This is a genomic window from Corallococcus aberystwythensis (assembly GCF_003612165.1).
In the GTDB taxonomy this organism is placed as follows: Bacteria; Myxococcota; Myxococcia; order Myxococcales; family Myxococcaceae; genus Corallococcus; species Corallococcus aberystwythensis.
Map to the genome: position 1 here is coordinate 1 of NZ_RAWK01000174.1, position 21,806 is coordinate 21,806.

A 21,806-nucleotide genomic window follows, 5' to 3' on the forward strand; every position below is an offset into this window, starting at 1 on the left:
CCCCCTGGTATCACCCGGGCCCCTGCCCTACGGTGCATGTGTGTCCACCGCGCAACACCGCCCCACGCTGCTCCTCGTCGAGAACAACGAAGACGTCCGCGAGGCGCTGCGCGAAATCCTGGCATCGGAGGGCTACCACGCCCTCACTGCGGTGAATGGCCAGGACGCACTGAACGTGCTGGCGAAGCAGGAGCGGATGCCCGCCCTCATCCTGCTGGACCTGGTGATGCCGGTGATGGACGGCCACGCCTTCATCGAACACCTGCGCAGCACGGGCGCGCTCGCGCTGACGCGGGTGCTGGTGCTGACGGCGCATCCCACGCTGCCGCTGCCCCAGGGAGTGGCCGGACGGCTGGGCAAGCCGGTGAAGCTGGAGGCGCTGCTGGACGCCATCGCCGTGCACTCCGTGCCGGCGTAGGGCCGCGCGCTCAGACGGTAGGGCAGTGCCGCGCCACCGTGGCCAGCAGCTCCGCGATGTCCACGGGCTTGCGCAACAGGCCCACCGTGCCCGGCGGCGCCTTCGCGGAGAAGTGGGCGGTGAGCATCAACACGGGCAGCTCGCGGTAGCGCGGGTCCTCCCGCAGCCGGAGGAGGAACTCGTGTCCGTCCATCACCGGCATCATCAGGTCCAGCAGCACCAGGCAGGGCTGGGCCTGGGAGGCGAGGACGTCCAGGGCGGCCTGGCCGTTGGCGGCCTGGAGCACCGTGTAGTCCTCCATCTCCAGCAGCTCCGCCACCACCTCGCGCAGGTCCGGCTCGTCATCGACGATGAGGATGGTGGAATGCGCGTTGGCTCTCCGCACCCCCGCAGCCTACGCAGGTCGCGCCGCTGGCGCCAAGCAGGACATGCCGCCCGGCCCTTCGCCGCGCACGGCGGTTTCACGCGGTGCATGCCTCCAGTCATCCGCCTGTCGGGAATCGCGCGGGAAAACAGGGTGGGTCCGTTGCACCTGGGGGCCTGAGCCCCTACCCCCTTCCCTACGGGCCCATGAAACTCATCGCGGACTTCATCGAAGCGAACCTGGACGCACTGGTGCGGCGCTTCGCGGAAGCCGCGCGAGGACTGGAGAGCACGCAGGGGCTGAAGCCGTCGGAGGTCATCTCCACGCTGCCGGAGTACCTGCACGCGGTGGCGGCCATCTGCCGGGATGGCGCCACGCCGGAGTGGCTGGAGACGCGCACGCGCCTGGAGGAAGCGCACATCAACCTGCGGCTGCGCGTGGGCGCCACGCAGGAGGATGCGACGGACGAGTACACGCTCCTGGGGCGGCTCATCCCCCAGCTGTGGGAGGACCTCCAGCCGCAGCGCAAGCCCACCGCCGTGGGCATCCAATGCCTCTTCCAGCAGCTGGAGGAGGCCATGGACCACGTGGTGGTCCTCTTCTCCGGCTACTCCCTGGAGGACCGCCAGCGCGAGAAGCGCTTCCTGCGCCAGATGGACGCGCTGGCGCCCCGGTGGCTGGAGCCGCGCGCGGATCCACAGGGCCCGCTCAAGCCGCTGGTGGAGCTCATCGTCCAGGCGCTGGAGGCCACCGGGGCGGAGCTGTTCCTCGTGGACGCGGGGGGCCGCGGGCTGGTCCCCGTCGCGCACACCGAGTACCTGTCTCCGGCTCCCGGCCGGCGGGTGGACGCGCAGGGGCCCTCGTTCCTGGGCCGGGTGGCGCGCTCGGAGGAGCCCCTGGTGCTCGCGCAGGCGCGGGGCCTGGAGGACGCCACGCGCGAGGGGCTGCACGCCCCCGGGTGGAGCACGCTGCTGGGCCTGCGGCTGTGGCCCCACGGCGACCTCATGGGCGTGCTGTGCGTGGGCTTCGCGGAGGCCCGGCCGGTGCCGCCGCAGACCAAGCGCTTCCTGGAGACGCTGGTGGAGTACCTCTCCGGCATCCTCGACCGCGCCCTCCTGATGGGCCGGCTGCGCGAAGCCAACGCGCGGTTGGAGGCGTCGGAGACGCGCTACCGGCTGGCCAGCCAGGCGGCGGCGGACACCGTCTGGGATTGGAACCTGCTCACCCAGGAGGTGTCCTGGAGCGGGGAGACGCGCAAGCTGCTCGGCTTCGCGCCCGACGAGATGGGGCCCCTGGCGGACTGGTGGGTGTCCCGCATCCACCCGGAGGACCGGGAGCGGGTGGCCCGCGGCATCCACGCGGCCATCCAGGGCACGCAGGCGCGCTGGCAGGACGAGTACCGCTTCCTCAACCGCCAGGGCGGCGTCATGCGGGTGCTGGACTCGGGCGTCATCCTGCGCGACGCGCAGGGCCGGGGCGTGCGCATGGTGGGCGCCATGCAGGACGTCACCTCCCGGTGGGAGGCGGAGAACGGACACGAACGGCTGCTGCGGGAAGCGCGGACCGCGCGCGTGCAGGCGGACACGGAGCTGAGCCAGCTTCACGCGCTGCTGAGACAGGCGCCCGTCGCGCTCGCCATCTTCCGGGGGCCCGCGCACGTCGTGGTGCTGGCCAACGACCGGGTCTGCCAGCTCTGGGGCCGCGCCAGCGAACAGGTCCTGGGCCGCTCCGTGCTTGAAGCCCTGCCGGAGGTGGAGGGACAGGGCATCCGGGAGCTCCTGGACGGAGTGCTCACCACGGGGACGCCCTACGTGGGCCACGAACTGCACGTGAGGCTGGCCCGGGCCCAGGGCGGGGCCCTGGAGGACGCCTACTTCAACCTCATCTACCAGCCACTGCGCCAGGCCGAGGTCGGCATCGAGGGCATCCTGGCCGTCGCCAGTGACGTCACGGAGGCCGTGCGCGCGCGCCAGCGGGTGGAAGGCCTGGCGGCCACGCTGCGGATCAGCGAGGAGCGCCAGCGGTTGGCGCTGGACGCGGCGGACATGGGCAGCTGGGACATTGAGCCGGCCACGGGCCGGGCCACCTGGGACGCACGCTTCCGCTCCATGCTGGGCCTGCCCGCCGAAGGCGAGGTGACGCTCGACGAGGCCATGCAATTCGTCTTCGAGGAGGACCGGCGTCAGGTGGAGCGGGCCATGGAGGAAGCCTCCCGGCCGGAGGGCTCCGGCGAATACGCGAGCGAGTTCCGCGTGCGGCTTCCCCTGGAAGGCCAGCCCGTGCGGTGGATCTCCGGACGGGGGCACTTCCACTTCGGTCCGGACGGCCGGCCCGTGCGCTTCGTGGGCACGGGGCTGGACGTGACGGAGCGGAAGCTGGCGGAGGAGGCGGCGCGCCAGCGCGCGGAGTTCGAGCAGTACCTGGTGGGCATCGTGTCGCACGACCTGCGAAACCCCCTGAGCGCCATCACCCTGGGCACGTCGTCGCTGCTCCGGCGCGATGACCTGAACGAGCGCGCGACGAAGGCCGTGCTGCGCATCCAGTCCGCCGCGGAGCGCGCGGTGCGGATGATCCGCGACCTGCTGGACTTCACCCAGGCGCGCCTGGGCGGCGGCCTCCCGGTGCATTGCCAGGACCTGGAGCTGGGGGCCCTGGTGCACCAGGTGGTGGAGGAGGTGCGGATGACCGTCCCGGAGCGCGTCCTCCAGACGTCCCTGCCCGCGAAGGTGATCCGCGGCTGCTGGGATCCGGACCGCGTCACGCAGGTGCTCACGAACCTGCTGGGCAACGCGTTGAAGTACTCGCCGGAGGACTCGCCGGTGGCGGTGCGCCTGAGGGAGGCGCCCGGGAGCGTCCTGTTGGAGATCCACAACGCGGGAGCGCCCATCGCGCCGGACCTGCTGCCGCGCATCTTCCAGCCCATGCAGCGCGGGGTGCCGGGCATGGACGCGGCGACGCGCAGCGTGGGCCTGGGGCTCTTCATCGTGCGGACCATCGTCCAGGCGCACGGAGGCACCATCGACGTGACGTCCACGCCGGAGAAGGGCACGACGTTCACGGTGAGGCTGCCGCACGCGGACGCGAAGCAGGCGCCCGGGGCGTAGCGGTGGCAGCACCTGCCCGACCGTGTTAGTGAACCCGCAGCCACTCGACGCCCCGATGGCGGCACGACCTCGCGTCGTGACCGTAGGGGGTCCTCGGGTGGCATTTTCATGGCTGGCGCCGCCCGAGCATCACTCTCGTTGCTGGAGGCCCCCATGCCCACGTCCGAACTTCCCGTCCTCGAGTTCGTCCTCACGAACTACAAGAACTTCAACGCACGCGCGACGCGCGACGCGCTCCTCGCCTACTGGGACCATGTCTCCACGGGCGGCCGGATGTTCTGGAGCGTCGCGGGTGCGATGTCCTCCGCGCAGTTGGGCATCACCCTGGCGCCCGCCATCCGCGCGGGGCTCATCCATGGCCTGTCCGTGACGGGCGCCAACCTGGAGGAGTCGCTCTTCCGGCTCGTCGCGCATGCGGCGTACAAGGACTTCCCGGAGTACCGCTACTTCACCAAGCAGGACGACACGCGCATCCTCGAGCAGCGGATGCGCCGGGTCACCGACACCAGCATCCCCGAGGACGAGGCGTTCCGCGCGGTGGAGAAGTTCATCGTCCCCATGTGGAAGGGCGCGACCGCGCGGGGCGAGCGCCGCTTCTGGCACGAGTACTTCTACGAGCTCATCCAGGTGCTGGAGCCCTCGGCGTACGAGGGCGACCCGGAGGCCTGCTGGCTGCTGGAGGCCGCACGGCACAAGTTGCCCATCGTCGTCCCGGGCTACGAGGACTCGACGTTCGGGAACATCTTCGCGTCCTACGTGAAGACGCGCGACTGCGACGCGAGCATCGTCAAGTCAGGCATCGAGTACATGGCCGACTTCTACGACCGCTACGAGGAGCTCTCCGCGGGCAAGGGCGTCGGCTTCTTCCAGATTGGCGGCGGCATCGCGGGGGACTTCCCCATCTGCGTGGTGCCGTCGACGAAGTACGACCTGCAGAAGCCCGTGAAGCCTTGGGCCTACTTCTGCCAGATCAGCGACTCGACGACGTCCTATGGCTCGTACTCGGGGGCCACGCCCAACGAGAAGATCACCTGGGACAAGCTGACCGAGACGACCCCGATGTTCGTCATTGAATCGGATGCCACCATCGTCGCCCCGCTGATGCTCAGCGCGTTGCTGGAGTGCCAGCGCCAGCCGGACGTGGCGGCTTCGCTCATCGCCGCGCACCGGCGCTAGCAAGGACGTTGGGGGCAGGACACCCCCCTGCTCCTTTGCGCCTGAAAGAACTGCGTCCGGACGCATGGCCACTCACCTTACGCTCCGCGACTGGACGCGGCTCCGACTGACCGGCTAGGAACCGGCCCAACCCCTTGATGCGCCCTGGCACACACACGCCTTCTGCCTTCACCGCGCGCCCCTCGGTGTGGCTGCTGGAGGACTCCCCCACGGAGGCCCGGGCCGCGCAGGCAGCGCTCGCCCCTGCGTGCGACGTCACCCTGTTCTCCGACGGGGCGGTGCTGGTGGAGGCGCTCGGTTTCCAGGCTCCCCCGGATGTGCTGGTCCTGGACCGGGAGACGCCCGGGCTCACGGGCCTGGAGGTCTGCACGTTCGTGCGGGGCACTCCCGCCACGGCCCTCCTCCCCGTCCTGCTGCTCACCTCCCACCAGACACCGGAGGACGTCGTCGAGGGGCTGGGCGCGGGCGCCAATGACTATGTCTTCAAACCCTTCCGCCCCCAGGAACTGGTGGCCCGCGTGCTGGGGCTGGCCCACTGGAGGTGGCGGCAGCGCCAGCGCGACACCGAGGTGACGACGACGCTCGACGCCACCCGCCAGGACCTGTCCGACGAACATGCCCGGCGCACCCTGGCGGAGAGCGCGCTCGCGGAGGTGCGCGCCGCGGAACTGCGCGCCTGGAACAGCGAACAGCGCTTCCGGCTGGCCGCCCGCGCCACCCAGGACGCCATCTGGGAATGGAATCCCCAGACAGACACCCTGGAGTGGAGCAGCGGCGGACGGGACCTGCTGGGGCCCCTGGACCCTCCCAAGGTGCCTCGCCAGGCCTGGTGGCGCAAACACATCCATCCGAAGGACCTCGCCGCCGTCCAGCGCGGCTTCATCGAAGCCATCGAAGGCAGTGGTGACCTATGGCACAGCAACCACCGGTTCCTCGACGCCCAAAGCGTCTGGCGTGAGGTGGAGGAGCGCGCCCTCATCGTGCGTGATGGCGAGGCACGTGTCGTCCAGGTGGTGGGCGCCCTGCGGGACGTGAGCGCCCGGAAGCAACTGGAGACAGAGACGCGCCAGCGCGGTGACTTCGAGCGGCAGCTCATCGGCATCGTGAGCCATGACCTGCGCACCCCGCTGTCCTCCGTGCTGCTGTCCTCCGCGCTGCTCCTGGAGCGGGGCCACCTGGAGGAGCCGCAGCAGAAGCGCGTGCGCCGCATCGTCGCTTCCACCGAGCGCGCCGTGCGGATGATCCACGACCTGCTCGACTTCACCCAGGTGCGTTACGGCGGGTTCTCCCTCCGCTTGCAGGACGCGGACCTCCACGTCCTGGTGGACACCGCCGTCGAGGAAGCGCGGGCACGCGACGCCGGACGCGCCATCCAGGCCCACCACGCGGGCGACGGCACGGGGACGTGGGACGCGGACCGGCTCTCCCAGGTGGTGGGCAACCTGCTGGGCAACGCGCTGGCCTACGGCGACCCCGCCGCTCCCATCCAGGTGCGCAGCCAGGGAGAGGCGGACAGCGTGGTGCTGGAGGTCCACAACACCGGCGCCCCCATCCCCGCGGACCTGCTGCCACGCCTCTTCGAACCGCTGGAGCGGGGAGCCGCCCACCAGGAGAACCGCACGGACCGCAGCATCGGCCTGGGCCTCTTCATCGTGCGGCAGGTGGTGCACGCCCACGGCGGCATCGTGAGCGTCAGCTCCACGGCGGAGGCGGGCACCACCTTCACCGTGCGTCTGCCACGGCGGTCCCCCGCTGCGCCGCCTGCGACACCGCGCGGGTGAACTGGTCGATGTCATAGGGCTTCAACAGCAACTCGATGACATCCGGACCGGTGTATTCCTGCGCGCCCTCACGGTTGGTGGTGGTGAGCACGAAGGGGATGCCGGCGGCGGCCGGGGTCGCGGCGAGCTTCTGGAACGCATGCCAGCTCAGGGCGAACGGCACGCTGATGTCGTAGACGATGACCGCTGGCTTCGCCTCCCGCACCAGCGTGGAGAAGTCCAGGGGGCCGCGCATGACGTCCTGCACGCGCACGCCCTTCGTTTGGAAGCCCGCCCCGTCGAGCACTTCCTCCAGCGCCTCGATGAGATCTTCGCTCCCGTTGAGCACCAGCACGGTGGGTCGTTTTCCCATGCGTGGGAACTTGCGTCTTCCCCCCGGTGACAGCAGCAGCCCGCGGGCCGCGTGTGTGGCTCACCCGACAGAGCGCCGGGCCGTCAGGCGTGGCCCACGGGAGGCCCCGCGCGGGGCAGCCGCACCCGGAAGGTGGCGCCCTGCCCCGGGATGCTCGTCACCGCCACGTCACCGCCGTGCGCCTCCACGATGCGGTGCAGGCGGTAGAGCCCCAGCCCCAGCCCGCCGTAGTTGCGCGTGGGCACCGCGCGCTCGAAGCGGCGGAAGAGGCCGTCCACCCGGTCCGGCGCGATGCCGATGCCGTGGTCGCGCACCACCAGGGAGGCCGTGTCCGCGTCCGACTGGACCTCCAGCTCCACGGGCTTGCCCGGGCCGAACTTCACCGCGTTCACCAACAGGTGCGTCACCACCTGCCCCAGCCGGAGCGCGTCCCAGTGGCCCACCGCGGACGCCACGTCGCGCACCACCAGCAGGCACCCCGCCCGGGCCGCCATCTCCTCCGAGCGCACCACCACGTCCCGCACCACCTGCCCCAGGTCCACGTCCTCCAGGTTCAGCCGGGGCGAGTGGCCCTGCATCTGCGACACGTCCAGCAGCCCCTCCACCAGGTCCACCAGCCGCTGCACCTGCCGGTCCGCCGCCACCAGCGCGCGCTCCAGCCGCTCCGGCGCCACCTGGCGCTCGTGCTTGAGCGCCGCCGCCGTGCCCTGCACGCGCAGCCGCAGCGCGGCCAGGGGCGTGCGCAGTTCGTGCGCGGCCACCGCCAGGAACTCGTCCCGCACGCGCACCGCCTCGCGCGCCTCGCGGTACAGCCGCAATTGCTCCGTCACGTCGCCGATGATGCCCGCCATGCGCACGGGCCTTCCCTGCGCGTCGCGGATGGCCCGGCCCCGGCTCACGCAGGAGCGGTAGCCCCCGGCCTCGTGCTTCAGCCGGAAGGACACGTCATAGGGCGTGCCCTGCTCCAGGTGCCGCGCCAGCGCGGACGACACCTCGTCCCGGTCCTCCGGGTGCACCCGCGCGAGGAACGCCTCGGAGGTCCCCGGGAAGGCCTCCGGCTTCATCCCCAGCATCTCCAGCAGGCGCGGACTCCAGTACATGCGCTGGTTGCGCACGTCCCAGTCCCACACGCCGTCATAGGAACCGGACACCACCAGCCGGTAGCGCTCCTCGCTCTCGCGCGCGGTGCGCTCGGCCTGCTCCAGCAGCCCCACGCGCCGCTCCAGCTGCCGCACCATCCCGTACAGGTGCGCTTCGGTGGACAGCTCGCCGGGCACGGGCGCGGGCAGCGGCCCCTGCTCGCGGGCCTCGCGCAAGAGCGCCGCCACCAGCGCGTCATCCCCCTGCGAGCGCTGCACGAAGCCGTTGGCCCCCACGTTGGCCGCCATGCGCAGGTCCAGCTCGTCCGGCGCGGTGGAGTGCGTGAGGATGACCGGCACGCGCGCGAGCTTCGGGTCCTGGCGCAGGGCCAGGCACAGCCGGAAGCCGTCCAGCCGGGGCATCAGCACGTCCGCCAGCACGATGTCCGGCCGCCGCCGCCGCGCCAGCTCCAGCGCGGACAGGCCGTCCTCCGCCTCCAGGAGCTCGAAGTGGAAGGGGCCCAGCGCCAGCCGCAGGAGCTTGCGGTAGACGGGGTCATCCTCCGCCACCAGCACCCGCAGCAGGGACGCGCCACCCTCCGCGTCCCGCACCGCGGGGGGCAGGGCCTGCCGCACCGCCTCCACCCGCGCGCCCAGCGACCGGCCCGCCGCGAGGAAGCCTGTCACCGGCACGCCCAGCCGCCGCAGGGCCTCCTGCTCGGCCGGCAGCGCCTCCACCCACAGGGCCGCGCCGGATACCCCCAGCGCTTCATGCAGCGCGCCCAGGTGCCCCCCGGCCGAGGACAGGAGCCCCGCCGCCGCCGCCAGCACCAGGTGCACCGGCGGGGACTCGCGCAGGGCGCGCAGCCCGGGCTCCAGCCCCGCCGCCAGCAGCACCCGCCAGCCCTGGCTCTGGAAGGCCAGGGCCAGGAGCTCCCGGTGCGGACCCGGGGCTTCGACGAGCAGCAAGGTGGGCTTCATCAAGGGGGCGGGAGAACGCAGGGAAACGGGCGCGGACGACAGGTCGTTCTGGAGGGTGGGACCCCAACGGCCCGCCACCAGGGAGAGGAAGGGGCGCAGTCTCGTGACGGGGGCCCCCGAGTCAAGGCAACCGTGCGGAAGTGTTGGAAGTTGGAAGGCCACGGGCCCTGCGGAAGAGCGGCTGGCCTGCCGCGTCACTGGTACAACCGGGCTACAGATACACTTCGTTTGCGCGGGCGCGGAGGACGTGGGCGCGGCGGGTGTGTTATTCGACCGCGCATGGGTGCCAAGAAAGTCACGGCGCAGGAGAAGCTGACCGGGTTCCAGGACCGGATTCGCGCCGCGGGGCTGCGCAGCACCGCCCCCCGGGTGGCCGTGCTGCGCAAGCTGGAGACCGCCACCGCCCCCATGAGCCACGCGGACCTGGTGGAGGAGCTGGGCGGCGAGGGCTACGACCGCGTCACCATCTACCGCAACCTCACCGACCTCACCGAGGCCGGCCTCGTCGTGCGCGCCGACCTGGGCGACCACGTCTGGCGCTTCGAGCTCAAGCGCGCCGGCGCCACCGAGCACGCCAACAACCACCCCCACTTCACCTGCACCGACTGCGGCACCGTGGCCTGCCTCCCCGAGGAGTCCGTGCGCCTCACCACCGCCCGGGGCGTCCCCCGCGCCGTGTCGCAGCGCGCCGTGGAAGTGCAGCTGCGCGGCCTCTGCGACCGCTGCGAATAGCCCTCCCCTGCCCTCCAGCCAGCCATGGGGGCGCCTGCCCCACATGTGCTCACTGGTAGGCAAGCGCCTACATTGGAGCTTCCGCTCTCCTGTCCCCAGGTACAGATTGGTCCTGGCGAAGGCGAGGACCCGCCGTCCCGGCTCGGGGGACGGCTCGGGCCCTTCAAGGCTCGCAGGGGGAATGGGATGGAAGCCCATCACACGTTGCTGGTCGTCGACGACGACATGGACATCCGGGATGCACTCCAGGACGCGCTGGAGCTGGAGGGCTACGCCGTGCAGCTGGCGGCGGACGGACTGGAGGCCCTGGAGCGGCTGCGCTCCTCGGAGCCCCGGCCACAGCTCATCCTCCTGGACCTGATGATGCCGCGCATGGACGGCGTCGCGTTCCGCGAGGCGCTGCGCCACGAGCGCGCGTGCTCGGACATCCCGGTGGTGGTGGCCAGCGCGGACCTGGACGTGCGTGACACGGTGGACGGCATGGGGGTGGCGGGCTACCTGCGCAAGCCGCTGGACCTGTCCGCGCTGCTCAGCACCGTGAAGCAGTTCTGCCTGCCGGTGTGAACGCCTGCCTGCTCTGTGTGCGGCGGGGCGGCATGGAGGCGCTGGGCTCAAGGGGCCGGTTGGCGGCGGAACAGGGCCGCCCCACCCTTGAGAGCAGATACGAAACACCCAACACGAAAGGGAGCGGGACCATGAAGAAGATCATCGTCGCGGCAGTGATGTGCCTGGGAACGGCTGCCTTCGCGCAGAGCACCACCGGCACGCCGCAGAACCCGGCGCCCAGCGCGCCCAGCAACAGCCAGATGAACGGCCCGTCCACGGGCGTGGAGGCCCAGGAGGTGGGCCCCGCCATCAGTGACACCGCCAAGAAGGTGGTGGGCAAGGACACCTCCAAGGACAAGGCGGACGCCGCGAACAAGTCCGGCGTCTGGAAGGAGAAGGACGCCTTCAGCCTCAACGGCACCGTGAAGGCCAAGGACGACGACGACATCACCCTGGCGCGCACCGGCACGCTGCCGGAGGTGCAGCTGGACGTGCGTGAGCAGACGAAGGTGACCCTGGACGGCAAGACCGTGAAGGCGAGCGAGCTGCCGGAGGGCGCCAGCGTGCGCGCGAAGTTCCAGCTGGAGGGGGATGACTCCATCGCGCTGGAGCTGAAGGCCACGTCGCCCAAGAAGTAGCACCGCGGATCCGCGCGGTCCTTCATCGGGCCCGCTTCCCATCCGGGAGGCGGGCCCGGTTTTTTTTGCTGCCCATTCAGGCCTGCCTGCTTCCACGGATGGGAAAGGGATTGCCCACTCCCAGGGGATGCCGCACGGACAGCCTGCGCTCCAGGGCCGGTACGCGGCTTGCTTAGGCAGCGCGTACGCGTAGGGAGAAAACGTGAATCGACGACTGCTGGGGCTGGGCGTGTGTGTGGGGGCGATGGTGCTGTCGGCGTGGGGGTGCGGTGGGTCTGACAGCCCCACGACTCCCGTGGGTGACACGGACGACATCAACCCGAGGCCGGGGGTGGATGCGGGCACGGGCGGCGGCACCGATGCCGGGACGGGCACGGATGCGGGGACCGGAGGTGGCACGGATGCCGGCACGGGCGGCGACACGGATGCGGGCACGGGCGGCGGCACCGACGCCGGGACCGACGCGGGCACGGGTGGCGGCACGGATGCCGGCACCGACGCGGGCCCGGTGGATCCATGGCCGGCGGAGCCGACGGCGAACTACTCGGACCGCTACGGCATCGGCAAGGTGAAGTCGGTGGGCCTGGACCTGGGCAAGAACATCTGGGTGCTGGACGGCGACCGCATTGGCGTGGTGCGCGCGGACACCAAGAAGCTGGTCTGGGTCTCGGGGCCGGTGGGCCAGGCGGCCGACGGTCAGTCCTCCACCGTCATCTGCGGCGGCGAGGCGGGCCGCGCGTACGTGGGCTACAACGCGCCGGATCTGGACAAGGATCCGGAGTGGCCCGACATCCACACCAACTTCATCGTCACCGCGAAGCCGTGCGAGACACCGGTGAACGAACAGGTCTGCTACCCGTTCAGCCCGCGCCGGCTCAACCTCTACAAGCAGGGCGACGTGGACGCGGTGAAGCTGGACGCGGCCAGCGGCCAGGTCGCCTTCGAGAGCCACATCAACCAGTCCCGCCGCGCCAACGTCGATGACAACGGCAAGCCCTTCATCCAGACGGGCCCGTCCGTCGTGGACGGCGTCAGCCTGGGCATCCGCAACAGCAACGACCACCACTTCGACGAAGACCGCGCCATGGTCAGCTGCACGTCCGTGCTGCGCGGCCCGAACAAGGGCGACGTCTTCTTCGGCACCAACCACGGCGTCGTGCGCCTGCGCGGCCTGACGTACAACGCCCACCGGCACCCGGTGTGGTTCAAGCCGAAGCCGCCTCCCAAGGAGAATGAGCCCGGCACCCAGATGGCCGGCTACACCTACGGCCTGGGCATCTCTCCGTCGGGGGACGTGCTCATGGCGAACGACTACAACTTCGGCACCGTCACGCCCGACACGAAGATGGAGACCTGGGACGACACCAAGACGGAGTCCATCAACCAGCAGAAGGTGAAGTCCTCGTTCCTGCTGGACCTCAACTCCCAGGAGGAGTTCGACTACTGGCGCGGCTTCCAGCAGACGACGCTGGACGACAAGTACTACCTGGGCAGCAAGGATTACGGCCTGTGGAACATGACCATCGGCTCGGCTGGCAATCCCTCCCAGCGGGGCACCCGCATCGGCGCGGACATCCCGGCGCTCACCAACATCAACTCGCTCGCGTCCACGAATGACGGCTCGCTCTTCATCGGCACCAACGCGGGCGGCCTCTACCGGCTCACCCCGGCCAAGACGCTGGAGAAGGTGTCCGGCGTGCCCGGCAACAGGGTGATCCAGCTCGTGTATGACGGCTCCGTGCCGTCCGGCATGCTGCTGGTCCTCACCTCCGAGGGCCTGACCGTCCTGCGCGGCTACTAGGCAGGACTCCCACCCTGGCGCCGGGGCGGTGCGCATGTCGCACCCGGCGCCACGGGGGGAAGGGGCCGCCTGGAAGGGCGCGGAAATGTTCTGGAAGGAGGCCCGGTTCTGCTTCCGCCCTCTTGCCTTCGTGCAAGGGGGCAGGCGGGCCGGGCCCCCGGGCTTCACGACCCTCCGGACCGTTCTCTACAATCGCCCCTCGCCCCGCCGGAGGAATCCGAACGCATGCGCCTGAGACTCGCCCGCCGTCACGCCGCTGGTGCCGCTGCCTCCCTCGCCGAAGCCGAACCGGTGGAGCCGCACGGCCGCAACGAGCTCCAGGCGCGAGGCCCCGACCCCTTCCGGCCGGACCGGCGCCTGCGCTGGCGGGACCACTTCGTCCTCACCGAGCACCTGCTCCAGCTGGACAGCATCCACCCGGAGCATGACGGGCTGCGCATCGCGCAGCTGTCGGACGTGCACGTGGGCCAGGCGACCTCCGACGTGCGCATCCGCCGCGCGGTGGCCGCGGTGAACGAAGCGGCGCCGGACCTGGTGTTCCTCACCGGCGACTACGTCACCCACAGCCCCAAGCCGCTGCCGCGCGTGCGCCAGCTGCTCCAGGGGCTCAACGGCCCCGTCTTCGTGGTGATGGGCAACCACGACCACTGGGTGGACGCGCCCTACCTGCGCATGTCCTTCGAGGCCCTGGGCTACACGGTGCTCCAGAACGAGCACCGCGTGGTGCACGTGAAGGGCGCGCCCTTGACGGTGCTGGGCATCGACGACGGGCTCACCGGCATGGCGGACGTGGAGGCCACCTTCCGGGGCGCGCCCGAGTCCGGCACGCGGCTGGTGCTGGCCCACACGCCGCCCACCGCGGAGCAGCTGCCCGCGCACGCGGGGCTGGTGCAGTTCTCCGGGCACACCCACGGTGGGCAGTTCATCGTCCGGGGCCTGACGGAGGCGCTCTTCCGCCGCGCGGGCCAGCCGTACATCCGCGGCCACTACCGGGTGAACGGCAACCACCTGTACGTGAACCAGGGGCTGGGCTTCGGCTTCGGCGGGCCGTACCTGCGCCGGGGCAGCACGCCGGAGGTCGCCTTCTTCACCCTGCGCAACACCCAGGCCGCCCACGTCGGGGCGACCTGATCCACGAGCCGGACGGCGCGCCCGCCTTCAGCGCAGGGGCGCGCCCAGCTTCATGCCGCCCAGGCCCGCCTCGCGCTTCTTGCGCGACAGGCTGAAGGGGCCGGGCCCGAAGTAGACGATGAGCAGGGCGCCCCCCGCCATGGAGAGGTTCTTCATGAAGTGGATGAGGTTGTTCTGCGCCTGGACGGGGTCCTCCATCTTCCAGAAGTGATGGACCATGAAGGCGGACGCCACCAGGAACACCGCGAGCATGGCCGCGCCCAGGCGGGCGAACATCCCCAAGAGGACGCACAGGCCTCCCACCACCAGCACCCCGCCGGACACCAGCACCGCCGTGCGCGGGTCGGGCACGCCCGACGCCTGGGCGTAGGCCGTGAGGGCCTGGAGCTGGATGAAGTGATTGAGCCCGCTGGTGATGAAGATGACCGAGAACAGCAGCCGTCCCAGCGGTGCGAGCAGCCCCATGAATGACCTCCATGCCTCCGGCGTGTCCCCCCTCAACGCGGACGGGTGGGTGTCATTCTCCAGATAGGCATGGATGAGCGGGCGGACAGCCAGCCCCTGCTCTCCCGCCTGCTTCCCGTGCCGGTGGACAGTCGTTCCGTTCCCGGGGTGACGCACCGGCGGGCTGCGACAACTCGCCACACGGCGGCAGGACGGGGGGACGTTAGGGTGCCCCCGCCTTGAGAACCCCCACCCTGGCCTTCTTCAGCGCCGCGCTCCTCCTCCTGCCCGCGTCCACGGCGTGGGCCTGCGCCAGCTGTGCGTGCGGGGACCCCACCCTCACGTCCATGGGCGGCGAGCAGCCCTTCGAAGGCCGCCTGCGGCTGTCCACGATGCTGCGCGCGTGGGGCCACACCGAAGGGATGACGGGCGTGGACGCGCAGCGGCTGCGCGAATTGCGCATGGACGTGGCGGTGGCGTACGCGCCCAGGCCCTGGCTGGTGCTGGCGGTGAACCTGCCGCTCCAGGCCCGCGAGGTCCAGGACGTGAGCCTGGGGATGGAGCGCGGCTGGGGGCTGGGCGACATCGACGTGAGCGCGAAGGCGTTCGTGTGGAAGGACAAGGAGTTCTCGCCCGACCAGCTGATCAGCGTAGTGGGCGGGGTGAAGCTGCCCACGGGCCCCCGGCTGCACGCGCGGGACGGCTCGACGCTGGGCATCGACGCGCAGCCCGGCAGCGGCTCCGTGGATCCGATGGCGGGGCTGGCGTGGCAGGGCTTCCGGGGCAAGTGGTCATTCCTCGCGAGCGCCCTGGGCTTCCTGCCCTCGCGCGGCCGTGACGACTACCGGCTGGGCGCGTCGGTGCGCACGCAGGTGGCGACGCAATACCAGCCATCCCCCACGTGGGCGGTGCGGCTGGGCGTGGACACCCGCGCGGAGCGGGCGCCGGACACGAACGGCACGCCGGAGGAGGCCGGCGGGGGCTTCATCGCGTATGCGTCCCCGGACGTCCTCTTCAGCCCGGGCATGGACGTGGTGGTGCAGGCCGGGGTGCGCATCCCCTTCGTCAACCAGCTGCGCCGGGTGTCGTCCACGCCCATCGCGGTGCTCTCGCTCGCGTACGACTTGTGATGATGCGCGCCTCGCGTCTGGGATGGTTGGGATGGCTGTGCATGCTGAGCGCGTGTGGGGAGCGCGTGGACGGCATGCGCGTCACGCTGGGCCTGGAGCACCGGGCCGCGCACGGCGTGCAGGCCGCGGGCGGCGAGCGTTCCTTCACGCGCGCGGATGGACAGACGTTCACGCTGACGCGCGGCTACGTGGCGCTGGGCAGCGTGGAGTTGAAGCCGTGTGAAGAGGCCCTGGGCTGGCGGCTGTTGAAGGCGGTGTCTCCCATTGGCACCGCGCACGCGCATTCGGTGGGTTCGCCCCTGAAGCTGGGCACGCCGCACGTGAGCAGCCTGGAGCGGCCTGACGGGGACGTGCTGACGCTGGGCACGCTGCGTCCGCCGCCGGGGCGCTACTGCCGGGCGCGGCTCACCTTCGAGCCCGCGGACGCGGACGCGGAAGGGCTGCCGGGCGCGGACAGCGGCGTGGACATGGTGCGGCACACGCTGTGGCTGGAGGGGACGCGGGTGCCCGCGGGCGGCGGTGAGCCCCAGCCCTTCCGGCTGGTGACGTCCAACATCGCCACGGTGGACGTGGTGCTGGACGAGCTGACGGTGTCCGAGGACGAGCCGGCGGCCGAGCGCACCTTCGCACTCGCCTGGGACACGTGGCTGGCGACGGTGGACCTGGAGTCCCAGGGCGCGGCGGCGTCCGCGCTGGACACGGTGGCCCGCTCCGTGGCGATGTCCTCCGCCACGCCATGACGCCCTCGCCGCCGCCCTCCGAACCGTCGCTCCGTGCCCGCATCAACCTGGTGTGGCTGTTGAGGCTGCGCTGGGGCGTGCTGATGGGGCAGGCGGTCCTGGTGGCGGTGGCGGCCTGGGGACTCAAGCTGGCGTTGCCGGTGCCCGCGCTGGTGGCGCTGCTGGGCGTGGAGGCGGTGACGAACGCGGCGGTGCGCGCGGGGCTCGCGAAGGCAAGGCCGGTGGCGGAGGCGGCCATCTTCGGGCTGATGCTCTGGGACACGCTGGTGCTCACGGGGCTGCTGGCGTTGAGCGGTGGCACGCACAACCCCTTCACCGCGCTGTACCTGGTGAACGTGGCGCTGGGCACGGTGCTGCTGCCGCCGCGCCGCACGTGGGCGATGCTGGGCTTCACGCTGATGGCGTTCGGGTCGCTGTTCCTGTTGCAGGACGTGACGCTGCCGGGCCTCGTGCGGCCGGACCACGCGGAGTTGATGCGATTGCACCTGAGCGGCATGTGGGTGGCGTTCGCGGTGGCGGCGGGCTTCATCGTGTATTTCATCCAGCGCGTGACGCGAGCGCTGGCGAGACGTGAGCAGGAATTGGAACAGGCGAGGGCCCGGCACGCGAGGCAGGAGAAGGTGGCCTCGCTGGCGACGCTGGCGGCGGGCGCGGCGCATGAACTGTCCACGCCGCTGTCCACCATCGCGGTGGTGGCGAAGGAGCTGGAGCGGGCGCTCGCGGCGTCGCAGACGTCCGACTCCGTGCGAGAGGACTTGAGGCTCATCCGCCAGCAGGTGGACCGCTGCCGGGACGTGCTGGTGCAGATGTCCGCGGACGCAGGCCAGACGACGGGAGAGCCCTTCCAGCCCATCCCGCTGGAGCGCTTGGTGGAGGAGACACTGTCGGAGCTGTCGGGCCGGGAGCGCGTGCGGGTAGACATGCCGGAAGCGCTGAAGAAGCACGAGGTCCACGGTCCGCCGAGAGCGTTGGCGAGGGTGCTGCGGGGGCTGGTGAAGAACGCGCTCCAGGCGACGCCCGCGGGCCGGGGCGTGGAGCTGCGGGTATTGCCGGAGGGCACGGGCGCGAGGCTCGAGGTGCGCGACGAAGGCCTGGGCATGCCGGAGGCGGTGCTTCAGCGCGCGGGTGAGCCGTTCTTCACCACCAAGGCGCCGGGCGAGGGCATGGGATTGGGATTGTTCCTGGCGCGTTCGCTGGCGGAGCAGCTGGGCGGCTCTCTGGAGCTGCGCTCGAAGGCAGGAGAAGGCACCACGGCGCGCTTGAGCCTGCCGGGCGCGGACGTGACGGAGGCAGCGGCATGAGCACGGCGCCAATGGACCACCGCCCCAGCCTGTTGCTGGTGGACGACGACAGCACCTTGCGCGAGCGATTGGCCCGGGCCTTCCGCGAGCGTGGCTGGGACGTGACGACGGCGGGCAACCACGACGAGGCCATGGCAGCGGCAAGGCGCGAATCACCGGAGTACGCGGTGGTGGACCTGCGCATGCCGGGACAGAGCGGCCTGGAACTGGTGCGCGATCTGGTGGCAGTGGACGCATCCACGCGAGTCATCGTGCTGACGGGGTACGGCAGCATCTCCACGACGGTGGATGCCATCCGGCTGGGCGCGGTGAACTACCTGCCGAAGCCCGCGGACGCGGACGACATCCTGGCAGCGTTCGCCAGGGCCGAAGAGGCACCGAGCGTCGCGGCGCCGGAGACGCTCCAGGCGCCGTCCCTGGCCCGGGCGGAGTGGGAACACATCCACCGGGTGCTCGCGGACAGCGCCGGCAACATCTCCGAAGCCGCGCGCAAGCTGGGCATCCACCGCCGGTCACTCCAGCGGAAGCTCCAGAAGTACCCGCCGTCCCGCTGACGCGGGTCCAATCAATTTGTTGGCACCGGCGCACGAAAATCAAATGCATTGTTTTTTCGTGCGCGGGCCCCACTGACTGAGAGGTGCTTCGCGTTTCTCTCAAGGGGGGGCCGGAATGCATTGGCGTTGGCTCGTCGTCGCATTGACCCTGCTGTCCGTCAGCTGCGCCCACTCGAAGCGGGCGCCTGAAACAGAACTGCCCAAGTACGAACATGTCTTCCAGAAGCCCCTGGCGGAGGCGCTCGCGGCCACGCGCCAGCTGTTGGAAGAGCGGGGCTACGCGTTCGAGGACACGGAGGATCCGAACCAGCTGGTCACCACCTGGTCAGAGCCCGACCGGGCCGGCACGCGCAACACCACCTATTCGCGCTACCTGGTGACGGGCATCCAGGTGGCCCCGCGCCAGTCCGTCGTGCGCATCTTCCGGATGACGCAGCAGACCACCGGCAACGACGTCGAGTGGAAGAAGCTGTGGTGGAAGACCTACCTGGAGCGCTGGGAACGAGAGGCCAGTCCCTTCGCGAAGGACGTGGACTTCGACCAGGACGACGCGGCGACCAAGCGTCTGTCCATGCTGCGCGGCGCGCAGCACGGCACCCGCGACCTGGACCTGGAACAGGCGCTCACGCTGCGGCTGGAGTCCGCGCCCTCCGTGGAGGTCATCGCCGGCAACGTGACCGAAGAGAAGCGCCCCGCCCCCGTCCGCGCACCGGAGTTCTACCTGGAGCGCTGGAGCGAAGAGGCCCCTGTGGAAGGGCCCTGCACCACGCCTGTCCGCGGACTGCCGGAGCTCCTGCACCCGGGCCTTACCCTGCTCATCGGCGAGCAACTGGGCACCAACGAGGTGCCGGACGTCGTGGGCCATGTGGTGTGCCAGGCGGCCCAGTCGGGACTCGCCATGGCCCTCGGCCTGTCCATTCCCAACACGGAGCAGGCGCGCGTGGACAGGTACCTCGCGAGCCCCGGCGCCCCGGCGGATCAGGACGCACTGCTGGAGGGCCGCTTCTGGACGCGGACCTACCAGGACGGACGCAGCAGCCGCGCCGTGATGGACCTCATCGACCGCGCGCGGGCCCTGCGCGCCGCGGGCCTGCGGGTGACGGTGGTGGCCTACGACACGGACATGATGAATGGCAGCGAGCGCGACGCGGCCCTCGCCCAGGTCTGGACGAAGCGCCGCGCCGCGAAGCCAGACGAGGTCCAGGTGGTGCTGGCGGGCAACACGCATACCCAGATGCAGAAGGGCACGCAGTGGGACCCGGCCTTCACCCCCATGGCCCACCTGATGAAGGAGGACCGCTCGCTCGTCGTGCTGGAGATGAGCTACGCGCAGGGCACGCGCTGGGGCTGCGACCTGGACCGGAACAGCAAGCTTGTCTGCGGCCTCGTCGGCGCCACGCCCGCGCCCCAGGTGGCGGCCCGCGCCGGGCTGAGTCCGTACATCCAGCTGCGAGAGACGTCCGTCAGCGAAGGCCTCCAGGGCCTGCTGTACGTGGGGCAGCTCACCCCCTCCCTGCCGGCCCTCCTCGGCCCGCGCATGGCGCCGCCCACCGACCCGGGTCGGGCCCCCCAGGCCCCCGGCCGCAACCGGCCCTTCACGGGCGGCATCTTCTAACAGCCCCTGGACGCAAGTTGACGACCGTTAACGTTGGGGTTAATCATTCACCCTGACGTTAACGAGTCTCTCTTCGCCCGGAGCCCGCATATGAAGCCCATCCCCCAGGACTGGCCGCGCATCTCCTCCAGCCTCTTCTACGAGGACGCTCCCGCCGCCATCGACTGGCTGGAGCGCGCCTTCGGCTTCCAGACGCGCCTCAAGGTGGAGGGCGCGGACAACACCATCGTGCACTCGGAGCTGGTCTACGGCGACGGCGTCATCATGGTGAACTCCTCCGGGCGCCACGACCATCACCGGAGCCCCCGGCTGCACGGGGGCGTCAATACGCAGACGCTCACGGTCTACGTGGACGACGTGGACGCCCACTGCGCCCAGGCGCGCGCGGCCGGCGCCGCCATCATCCAGGAGCCCGAGACCAAGAACTACGGCGACGACTGGGGCACCAACCGCACCTACGGCGCCATGGACCTGGAAGGCCACCGCTGGTGGTTCACCCAGCGCGTCTTCACTCCGGCGTAGGCTCCCCCGCCATGGCCACCCCGTCCGCGCTCGACCGCACCCTGGCCGCCCTGGCCGACCCCACGCGCCGGGGCGTCGTGGACCGGCTGCGCCAGCGGCCCCACCCCGCCGGGGAGCTGGCCGCCGCGTTCGACATGAGCCCTCCCGCCATGTCCCGCCACCTGCGCGTGCTGCGCCAGACGGGGCTCGTGGAGGAGCGCATCGACGCGGACGACGCCCGCGTGCGCGTCTACTCCCTGCGCCCGGAGCCCTTCGCCGCCCTGCGCGGCTGGCTGGAGGAGGTGGAGTCCTTCTGGTCGGATCAGCTGGGCGCCTTCAAGGCCCACGCCGAACGCACCCGGGGCACGAAGCCCTCCGGAGGCCGCAAGTCATGACGGCCGACCGCGCCCGCGTCACCACCTTCGTCGCCGTGTCCCCGCTGGACGCCTTCGAGGTCTTCACGGAGGAGACCGACCTCTGGTGGGGCAAGAGCCCGCGCTACCGCGGCCTCCAGAACCCCGGCGGCGTCCTGCGCTTCGAACCGCCCGGCCCCGGCGGCCGCCTGCTGGAGTCCTTCGAGGAGCAGGTCTTCGAAATCGGCCGCGTGCTCGTCTGGGAGCCCGGCGCGCGGCTCGTCTTCCAATGGCGCGCGAGCAACTTCGCCCCCGGGGAGACCACCGAGGTCGACGTCCGCTTCGAGCCCACCTTCGGCGGCACCCGCGTCGTGCTCGAGCACCGGGGCTGGGACGCCATCCGCATGGACCACCCCGTGCGCCACGGCCTGGATGGCCCGGCCACCGTCGCGACCATCGGGCGCTGGTGGGGGGACCTCGTCACGCGCTTCCGGCTCCACGCCGCGCGGCCCCGCCCCACTTAGACAGACACCCCCGCGCCTATTTGCAGGCGCCGCAGTCCGCCGCGCAGCTGTCCGGCGTGTTGCTGCCGCCGCACTTCTCCGTCAGCTGGCACACGCCGTCGCCGCAGCGGTAGATGTCCTGGGGCAGCATGCGCGTGGTGATGGGCCGGTAGTTCACGCCGTTGTACGTGCAGCGCGTGTAGTACGTCCGCGTGGCGTCCAGCGTGCAGTAGTACCGGCACGCGCCCACGTGCTTCATGGGCGTGCACGCCGTCGTCTCACTCCAGGACGACAGGCCGCAGGTGCGCACCGTGCTCTCGTCGTAGTCCAGGTACGCGCCGTCGTTCGCCGCGAACGTGCCCTCGCCCGTGAAGAGGTTGCCGAAGAAGCACGCCTCCTTCTCCGCGAAGGTGTTCAGCTCGTCCGTCGAATACGGCATCGCTCCGCCCACCGCGTCGCGCCCCAGCACGGAGATGTTCACGTGCATGCCGTACTTGTTCGCGTGCGCCGCCAGGCACGCGCTCACCACCTGCTGCTCCGCCACCGTCGCCGGCTGCCCGCC

At 71.0% G+C, this 21,806-nt stretch carries 21 protein-coding genes and 1 pseudogene; 17 read left to right on the forward strand and 5 right to left on the reverse strand.

Annotated elements, in window-relative coordinates; genetic code table 11:
• On the forward strand, positions 1-418 hold a 418-nt coding region (locus tag D7W81_RS26005), incomplete at its 5' end, for a response regulator (protein ID WP_147445624.1).
• Between the two features lie 10 nt (positions 419-428).
• On the opposite strand, the gene D7W81_RS26010 is transcribed toward D7W81_RS26005, so the two are convergent.
• Positions 429-803, reverse strand: a complete 375-nt coding sequence (locus tag D7W81_RS26010; RefSeq protein ID WP_120558088.1) for a response regulator — start codon at positions 801-803, stop codon at positions 429-431.
• Between the two features lie 185 nt (positions 804-988).
• On the opposite strand from D7W81_RS26010, the gene D7W81_RS26015 reads away from it, so the two are divergent.
• The 3 genes from D7W81_RS26015 to D7W81_RS26025 all read left to right on the forward strand — a co-directional run bounded on the left by D7W81_RS26015 (position 989) and on the right by D7W81_RS26025 (position 6,843).
• Positions 989-3,886: a sensor histidine kinase gene (locus tag D7W81_RS26015; RefSeq protein WP_120558089.1), complete on the forward strand. Its 2,898-nt coding sequence runs from the start codon at positions 989-991 to the stop codon at positions 3,884-3,886.
• Positions 3,887-4,039: 153 nt separating this feature from the next.
• Entirely contained in the window at positions 4,040-5,062 is a 1,023-nt protein-coding gene (locus tag D7W81_RS26020) for a deoxyhypusine synthase family protein (protein WP_120558090.1), read from the forward strand.
• A 137-nt stretch (positions 5,063-5,199) separates the two neighbouring features.
• Positions 5,200-6,843 (forward strand): hybrid sensor histidine kinase/response regulator, encoded by a 1,644-nt coding sequence (locus D7W81_RS26025; RefSeq protein ID WP_120558091.1) that lies wholly within the window; start codon positions 5,200-5,202, stop codon positions 6,841-6,843.
• Here D7W81_RS26025 and D7W81_RS26030 read toward each other — a convergent pair.
• Both D7W81_RS26030 and D7W81_RS26035 read right to left on the reverse strand, forming a co-directional pair.
• Complete coding sequence (locus D7W81_RS26030) at positions 6,785-7,195, reverse strand: hypothetical protein (RefSeq protein ID WP_147445625.1); 411 nt, start codon at positions 7,193-7,195, stop codon at positions 6,785-6,787. The two genes, D7W81_RS26025 and D7W81_RS26030, sit on opposite strands and share 59 nt — an antisense overlap.
• Positions 7,196-7,278: 83 nt before the next feature.
• Positions 7,279-9,255, reverse strand: a complete 1,977-nt coding sequence (locus D7W81_RS26035) for an ATP-binding protein (protein ID WP_208721461.1) — start codon at positions 9,253-9,255, stop codon at positions 7,279-7,281.
• A 279-nt stretch (positions 9,256-9,534) separates the two neighbouring features.
• Between D7W81_RS26035 and D7W81_RS26040 the strand changes: the two genes are divergently transcribed.
• The 5 genes from D7W81_RS26040 (at position 9,535) to D7W81_RS26060 (ending at position 14,103) form a co-directional block, all read left to right on the forward strand.
• Positions 9,535-9,987 (forward strand): Fur family transcriptional regulator, encoded by a 453-nt coding sequence (locus D7W81_RS26040; protein WP_120527796.1) that lies wholly within the window; start codon positions 9,535-9,537, stop codon positions 9,985-9,987.
• Between the two features lie 186 nt (positions 9,988-10,173).
• Positions 10,174-10,551: a response regulator gene (locus D7W81_RS26045; protein ID WP_120558093.1), complete on the forward strand. Its 378-nt coding sequence runs from the start codon at positions 10,174-10,176 to the stop codon at positions 10,549-10,551.
• Positions 10,552-10,682: 131 nt separating this feature from the next.
• Positions 10,683-11,171, forward strand: coding sequence for a hypothetical protein (locus D7W81_RS26050; RefSeq protein ID WP_120558094.1), 489 nt, complete (start codon positions 10,683-10,685; stop codon positions 11,169-11,171).
• 202 nt (positions 11,172-11,373) lie between these two features.
• Entirely contained in the window at positions 11,374-12,972 is a 1,599-nt protein-coding gene (locus tag D7W81_RS26055) for a hypothetical protein (protein WP_244227434.1), read from the forward strand.
• Positions 12,973-13,197: 225 nt separating this feature from the next.
• Complete coding sequence (locus tag D7W81_RS26060) at positions 13,198-14,103, forward strand: metallophosphoesterase (protein WP_120558096.1); 906 nt, start codon at positions 13,198-13,200, stop codon at positions 14,101-14,103.
• 27 nt (positions 14,104-14,130) lie between these two features.
• Here D7W81_RS26060 and D7W81_RS26065 read toward each other — a convergent pair whose 3' ends face one another.
• Positions 14,131-14,568, reverse strand: a complete 438-nt coding sequence (locus D7W81_RS26065) for a DoxX family protein (protein ID WP_120558097.1) — start codon at positions 14,566-14,568, stop codon at positions 14,131-14,133.
• A 218-nt stretch (positions 14,569-14,786) separates the two neighbouring features.
• On the opposite strand from D7W81_RS26065, the gene D7W81_RS26070 reads away from it, so the two are divergent.
• The 8 genes from D7W81_RS26070 to D7W81_RS26105 all read left to right on the forward strand — a co-directional run bounded on the left by D7W81_RS26070 (position 14,787) and on the right by D7W81_RS26105 (position 21,265).
• Positions 14,787-15,677, forward strand: coding sequence for a transporter (locus tag D7W81_RS26070; RefSeq protein WP_120558098.1), 891 nt, complete (start codon positions 14,787-14,789; stop codon positions 15,675-15,677).
• A 41-nt stretch (positions 15,678-15,718) separates the two neighbouring features.
• Positions 15,719-16,417: a hypothetical protein gene (locus D7W81_RS26075; protein WP_120558099.1), complete on the forward strand. Its 699-nt coding sequence runs from the start codon at positions 15,719-15,721 to the stop codon at positions 16,415-16,417.
• Entirely contained in the window at positions 16,414-17,718 is a 1,305-nt protein-coding gene (locus D7W81_RS26080) for an ATP-binding protein (RefSeq protein WP_120558100.1), read from the forward strand. Before D7W81_RS26075 ends, D7W81_RS26080 begins: the two co-directional genes overlap by 4 nt.
• The gene (locus D7W81_RS26085) at positions 17,715-18,272 is read left to right on the forward strand and encodes a response regulator transcription factor (protein WP_120558101.1); all 558 of its coding nucleotides are present in this window, start codon (positions 17,715-17,717) and stop codon (positions 18,270-18,272) included. The genes D7W81_RS26080 and D7W81_RS26085 overlap by 4 nt, the downstream gene beginning before the upstream one ends.
• Before the next feature lie 115 nt (positions 18,273-18,387).
• On the forward strand, positions 18,388-19,887 hold the full coding sequence (locus D7W81_RS26090) for a hypothetical protein (protein WP_120558102.1): 1,500 nt from the start codon (positions 18,388-18,390) through the stop codon (positions 19,885-19,887).
• A 90-nt stretch (positions 19,888-19,977) separates the two neighbouring features.
• Positions 19,978-20,409 (forward strand): VOC family protein, encoded by a 432-nt coding sequence (locus D7W81_RS26095; RefSeq protein ID WP_120558103.1) that lies wholly within the window; start codon positions 19,978-19,980, stop codon positions 20,407-20,409.
• An 11-nt stretch (positions 20,410-20,420) separates the two neighbouring features.
• Positions 20,421-20,783 carry an ArsR/SmtB family transcription factor gene (locus D7W81_RS26100; protein WP_120558104.1) on the forward strand — a complete coding sequence of 121 codons (363 nt, stop codon included), beginning with the start codon at positions 20,421-20,423 and terminating at the stop codon, positions 20,781-20,783.
• A complete protein-coding gene (locus D7W81_RS26105) occupies positions 20,780-21,265 on the forward strand; it encodes an SRPBCC domain-containing protein (RefSeq protein WP_120558105.1) in 486 nt (161 codons plus the stop codon). The genes D7W81_RS26100 and D7W81_RS26105 overlap by 4 nt, the downstream gene beginning before the upstream one ends.
• 16 nt (positions 21,266-21,281) lie before the next feature.
• On the opposite strand, the pseudogene D7W81_RS26110 reads toward D7W81_RS26105, so the two are convergent.
• Positions 21,282-21,806, reverse strand: a pseudogene (locus tag D7W81_RS26110) (hypothetical protein); the annotation flags it as partial.

Excerpts from the sequence above, each read along its gene's own strand:
- D7W81_RS26015 (WP_120558089.1), top strand. The coding sequence starts at position 989 with ATGAAACTCATCGCGGACTTCATCGAAGCGAACCTGGACGCACTGGTG.
- D7W81_RS26020 (WP_120558090.1), top strand. The coding sequence starts at position 4,040 with ATGCCCACGTCCGAACTTCCCGTCCTCGAGTTCGTCCTCACGAACTAC.
- D7W81_RS26025 (WP_120558091.1), top strand. The coding sequence starts at position 5,200 with ATGCGCCCTGGCACACACACGCCTTCTGCCTTCACCGCGCGCCCCTCG.
- D7W81_RS26030 (WP_147445625.1), bottom strand. The coding sequence starts at position 7,195 with ATGGGAAAACGACCCACCGTGCTGGTGCTCAACGGGAGCGAAGATCTC.
- D7W81_RS26035 (WP_208721461.1), bottom strand. The coding sequence starts at position 9,255 with ATGAAGCCCACCTTGCTGCTCGTCGAAGCCCCGGGTCCGCACCGGGAG.
- D7W81_RS26040 (WP_120527796.1), top strand. The coding sequence starts at position 9,535 with ATGGGTGCCAAGAAAGTCACGGCGCAGGAGAAGCTGACCGGGTTCCAG.
- D7W81_RS26045 (WP_120558093.1), top strand. The coding sequence starts at position 10,174 with ATGGAAGCCCATCACACGTTGCTGGTCGTCGACGACGACATGGACATC.
- D7W81_RS26050 (WP_120558094.1), top strand. The coding sequence starts at position 10,683 with ATGAAGAAGATCATCGTCGCGGCAGTGATGTGCCTGGGAACGGCTGCC.
- D7W81_RS26060 (WP_120558096.1), top strand. The coding sequence starts at position 13,198 with ATGCGCCTGAGACTCGCCCGCCGTCACGCCGCTGGTGCCGCTGCCTCC.
- D7W81_RS26065 (WP_120558097.1), bottom strand. The coding sequence starts at position 14,568 with ATGGGGCTGCTCGCACCGCTGGGACGGCTGCTGTTCTCGGTCATCTTC.
- D7W81_RS26075 (WP_120558099.1), top strand. The coding sequence starts at position 15,719 with ATGCTGAGCGCGTGTGGGGAGCGCGTGGACGGCATGCGCGTCACGCTG.
- D7W81_RS26080 (WP_120558100.1), top strand. The coding sequence starts at position 16,414 with ATGACGCCCTCGCCGCCGCCCTCCGAACCGTCGCTCCGTGCCCGCATC.
- D7W81_RS26085 (WP_120558101.1), top strand. The coding sequence starts at position 17,715 with ATGAGCACGGCGCCAATGGACCACCGCCCCAGCCTGTTGCTGGTGGAC.
- D7W81_RS26090 (WP_120558102.1), top strand. The coding sequence starts at position 18,388 with ATGCATTGGCGTTGGCTCGTCGTCGCATTGACCCTGCTGTCCGTCAGC.
- D7W81_RS26095 (WP_120558103.1), top strand. The coding sequence starts at position 19,978 with ATGAAGCCCATCCCCCAGGACTGGCCGCGCATCTCCTCCAGCCTCTTC.
- D7W81_RS26100 (WP_120558104.1), top strand. The coding sequence starts at position 20,421 with ATGGCCACCCCGTCCGCGCTCGACCGCACCCTGGCCGCCCTGGCCGAC.
- D7W81_RS26105 (WP_120558105.1), top strand. The coding sequence starts at position 20,780 with ATGACGGCCGACCGCGCCCGCGTCACCACCTTCGTCGCCGTGTCCCCG.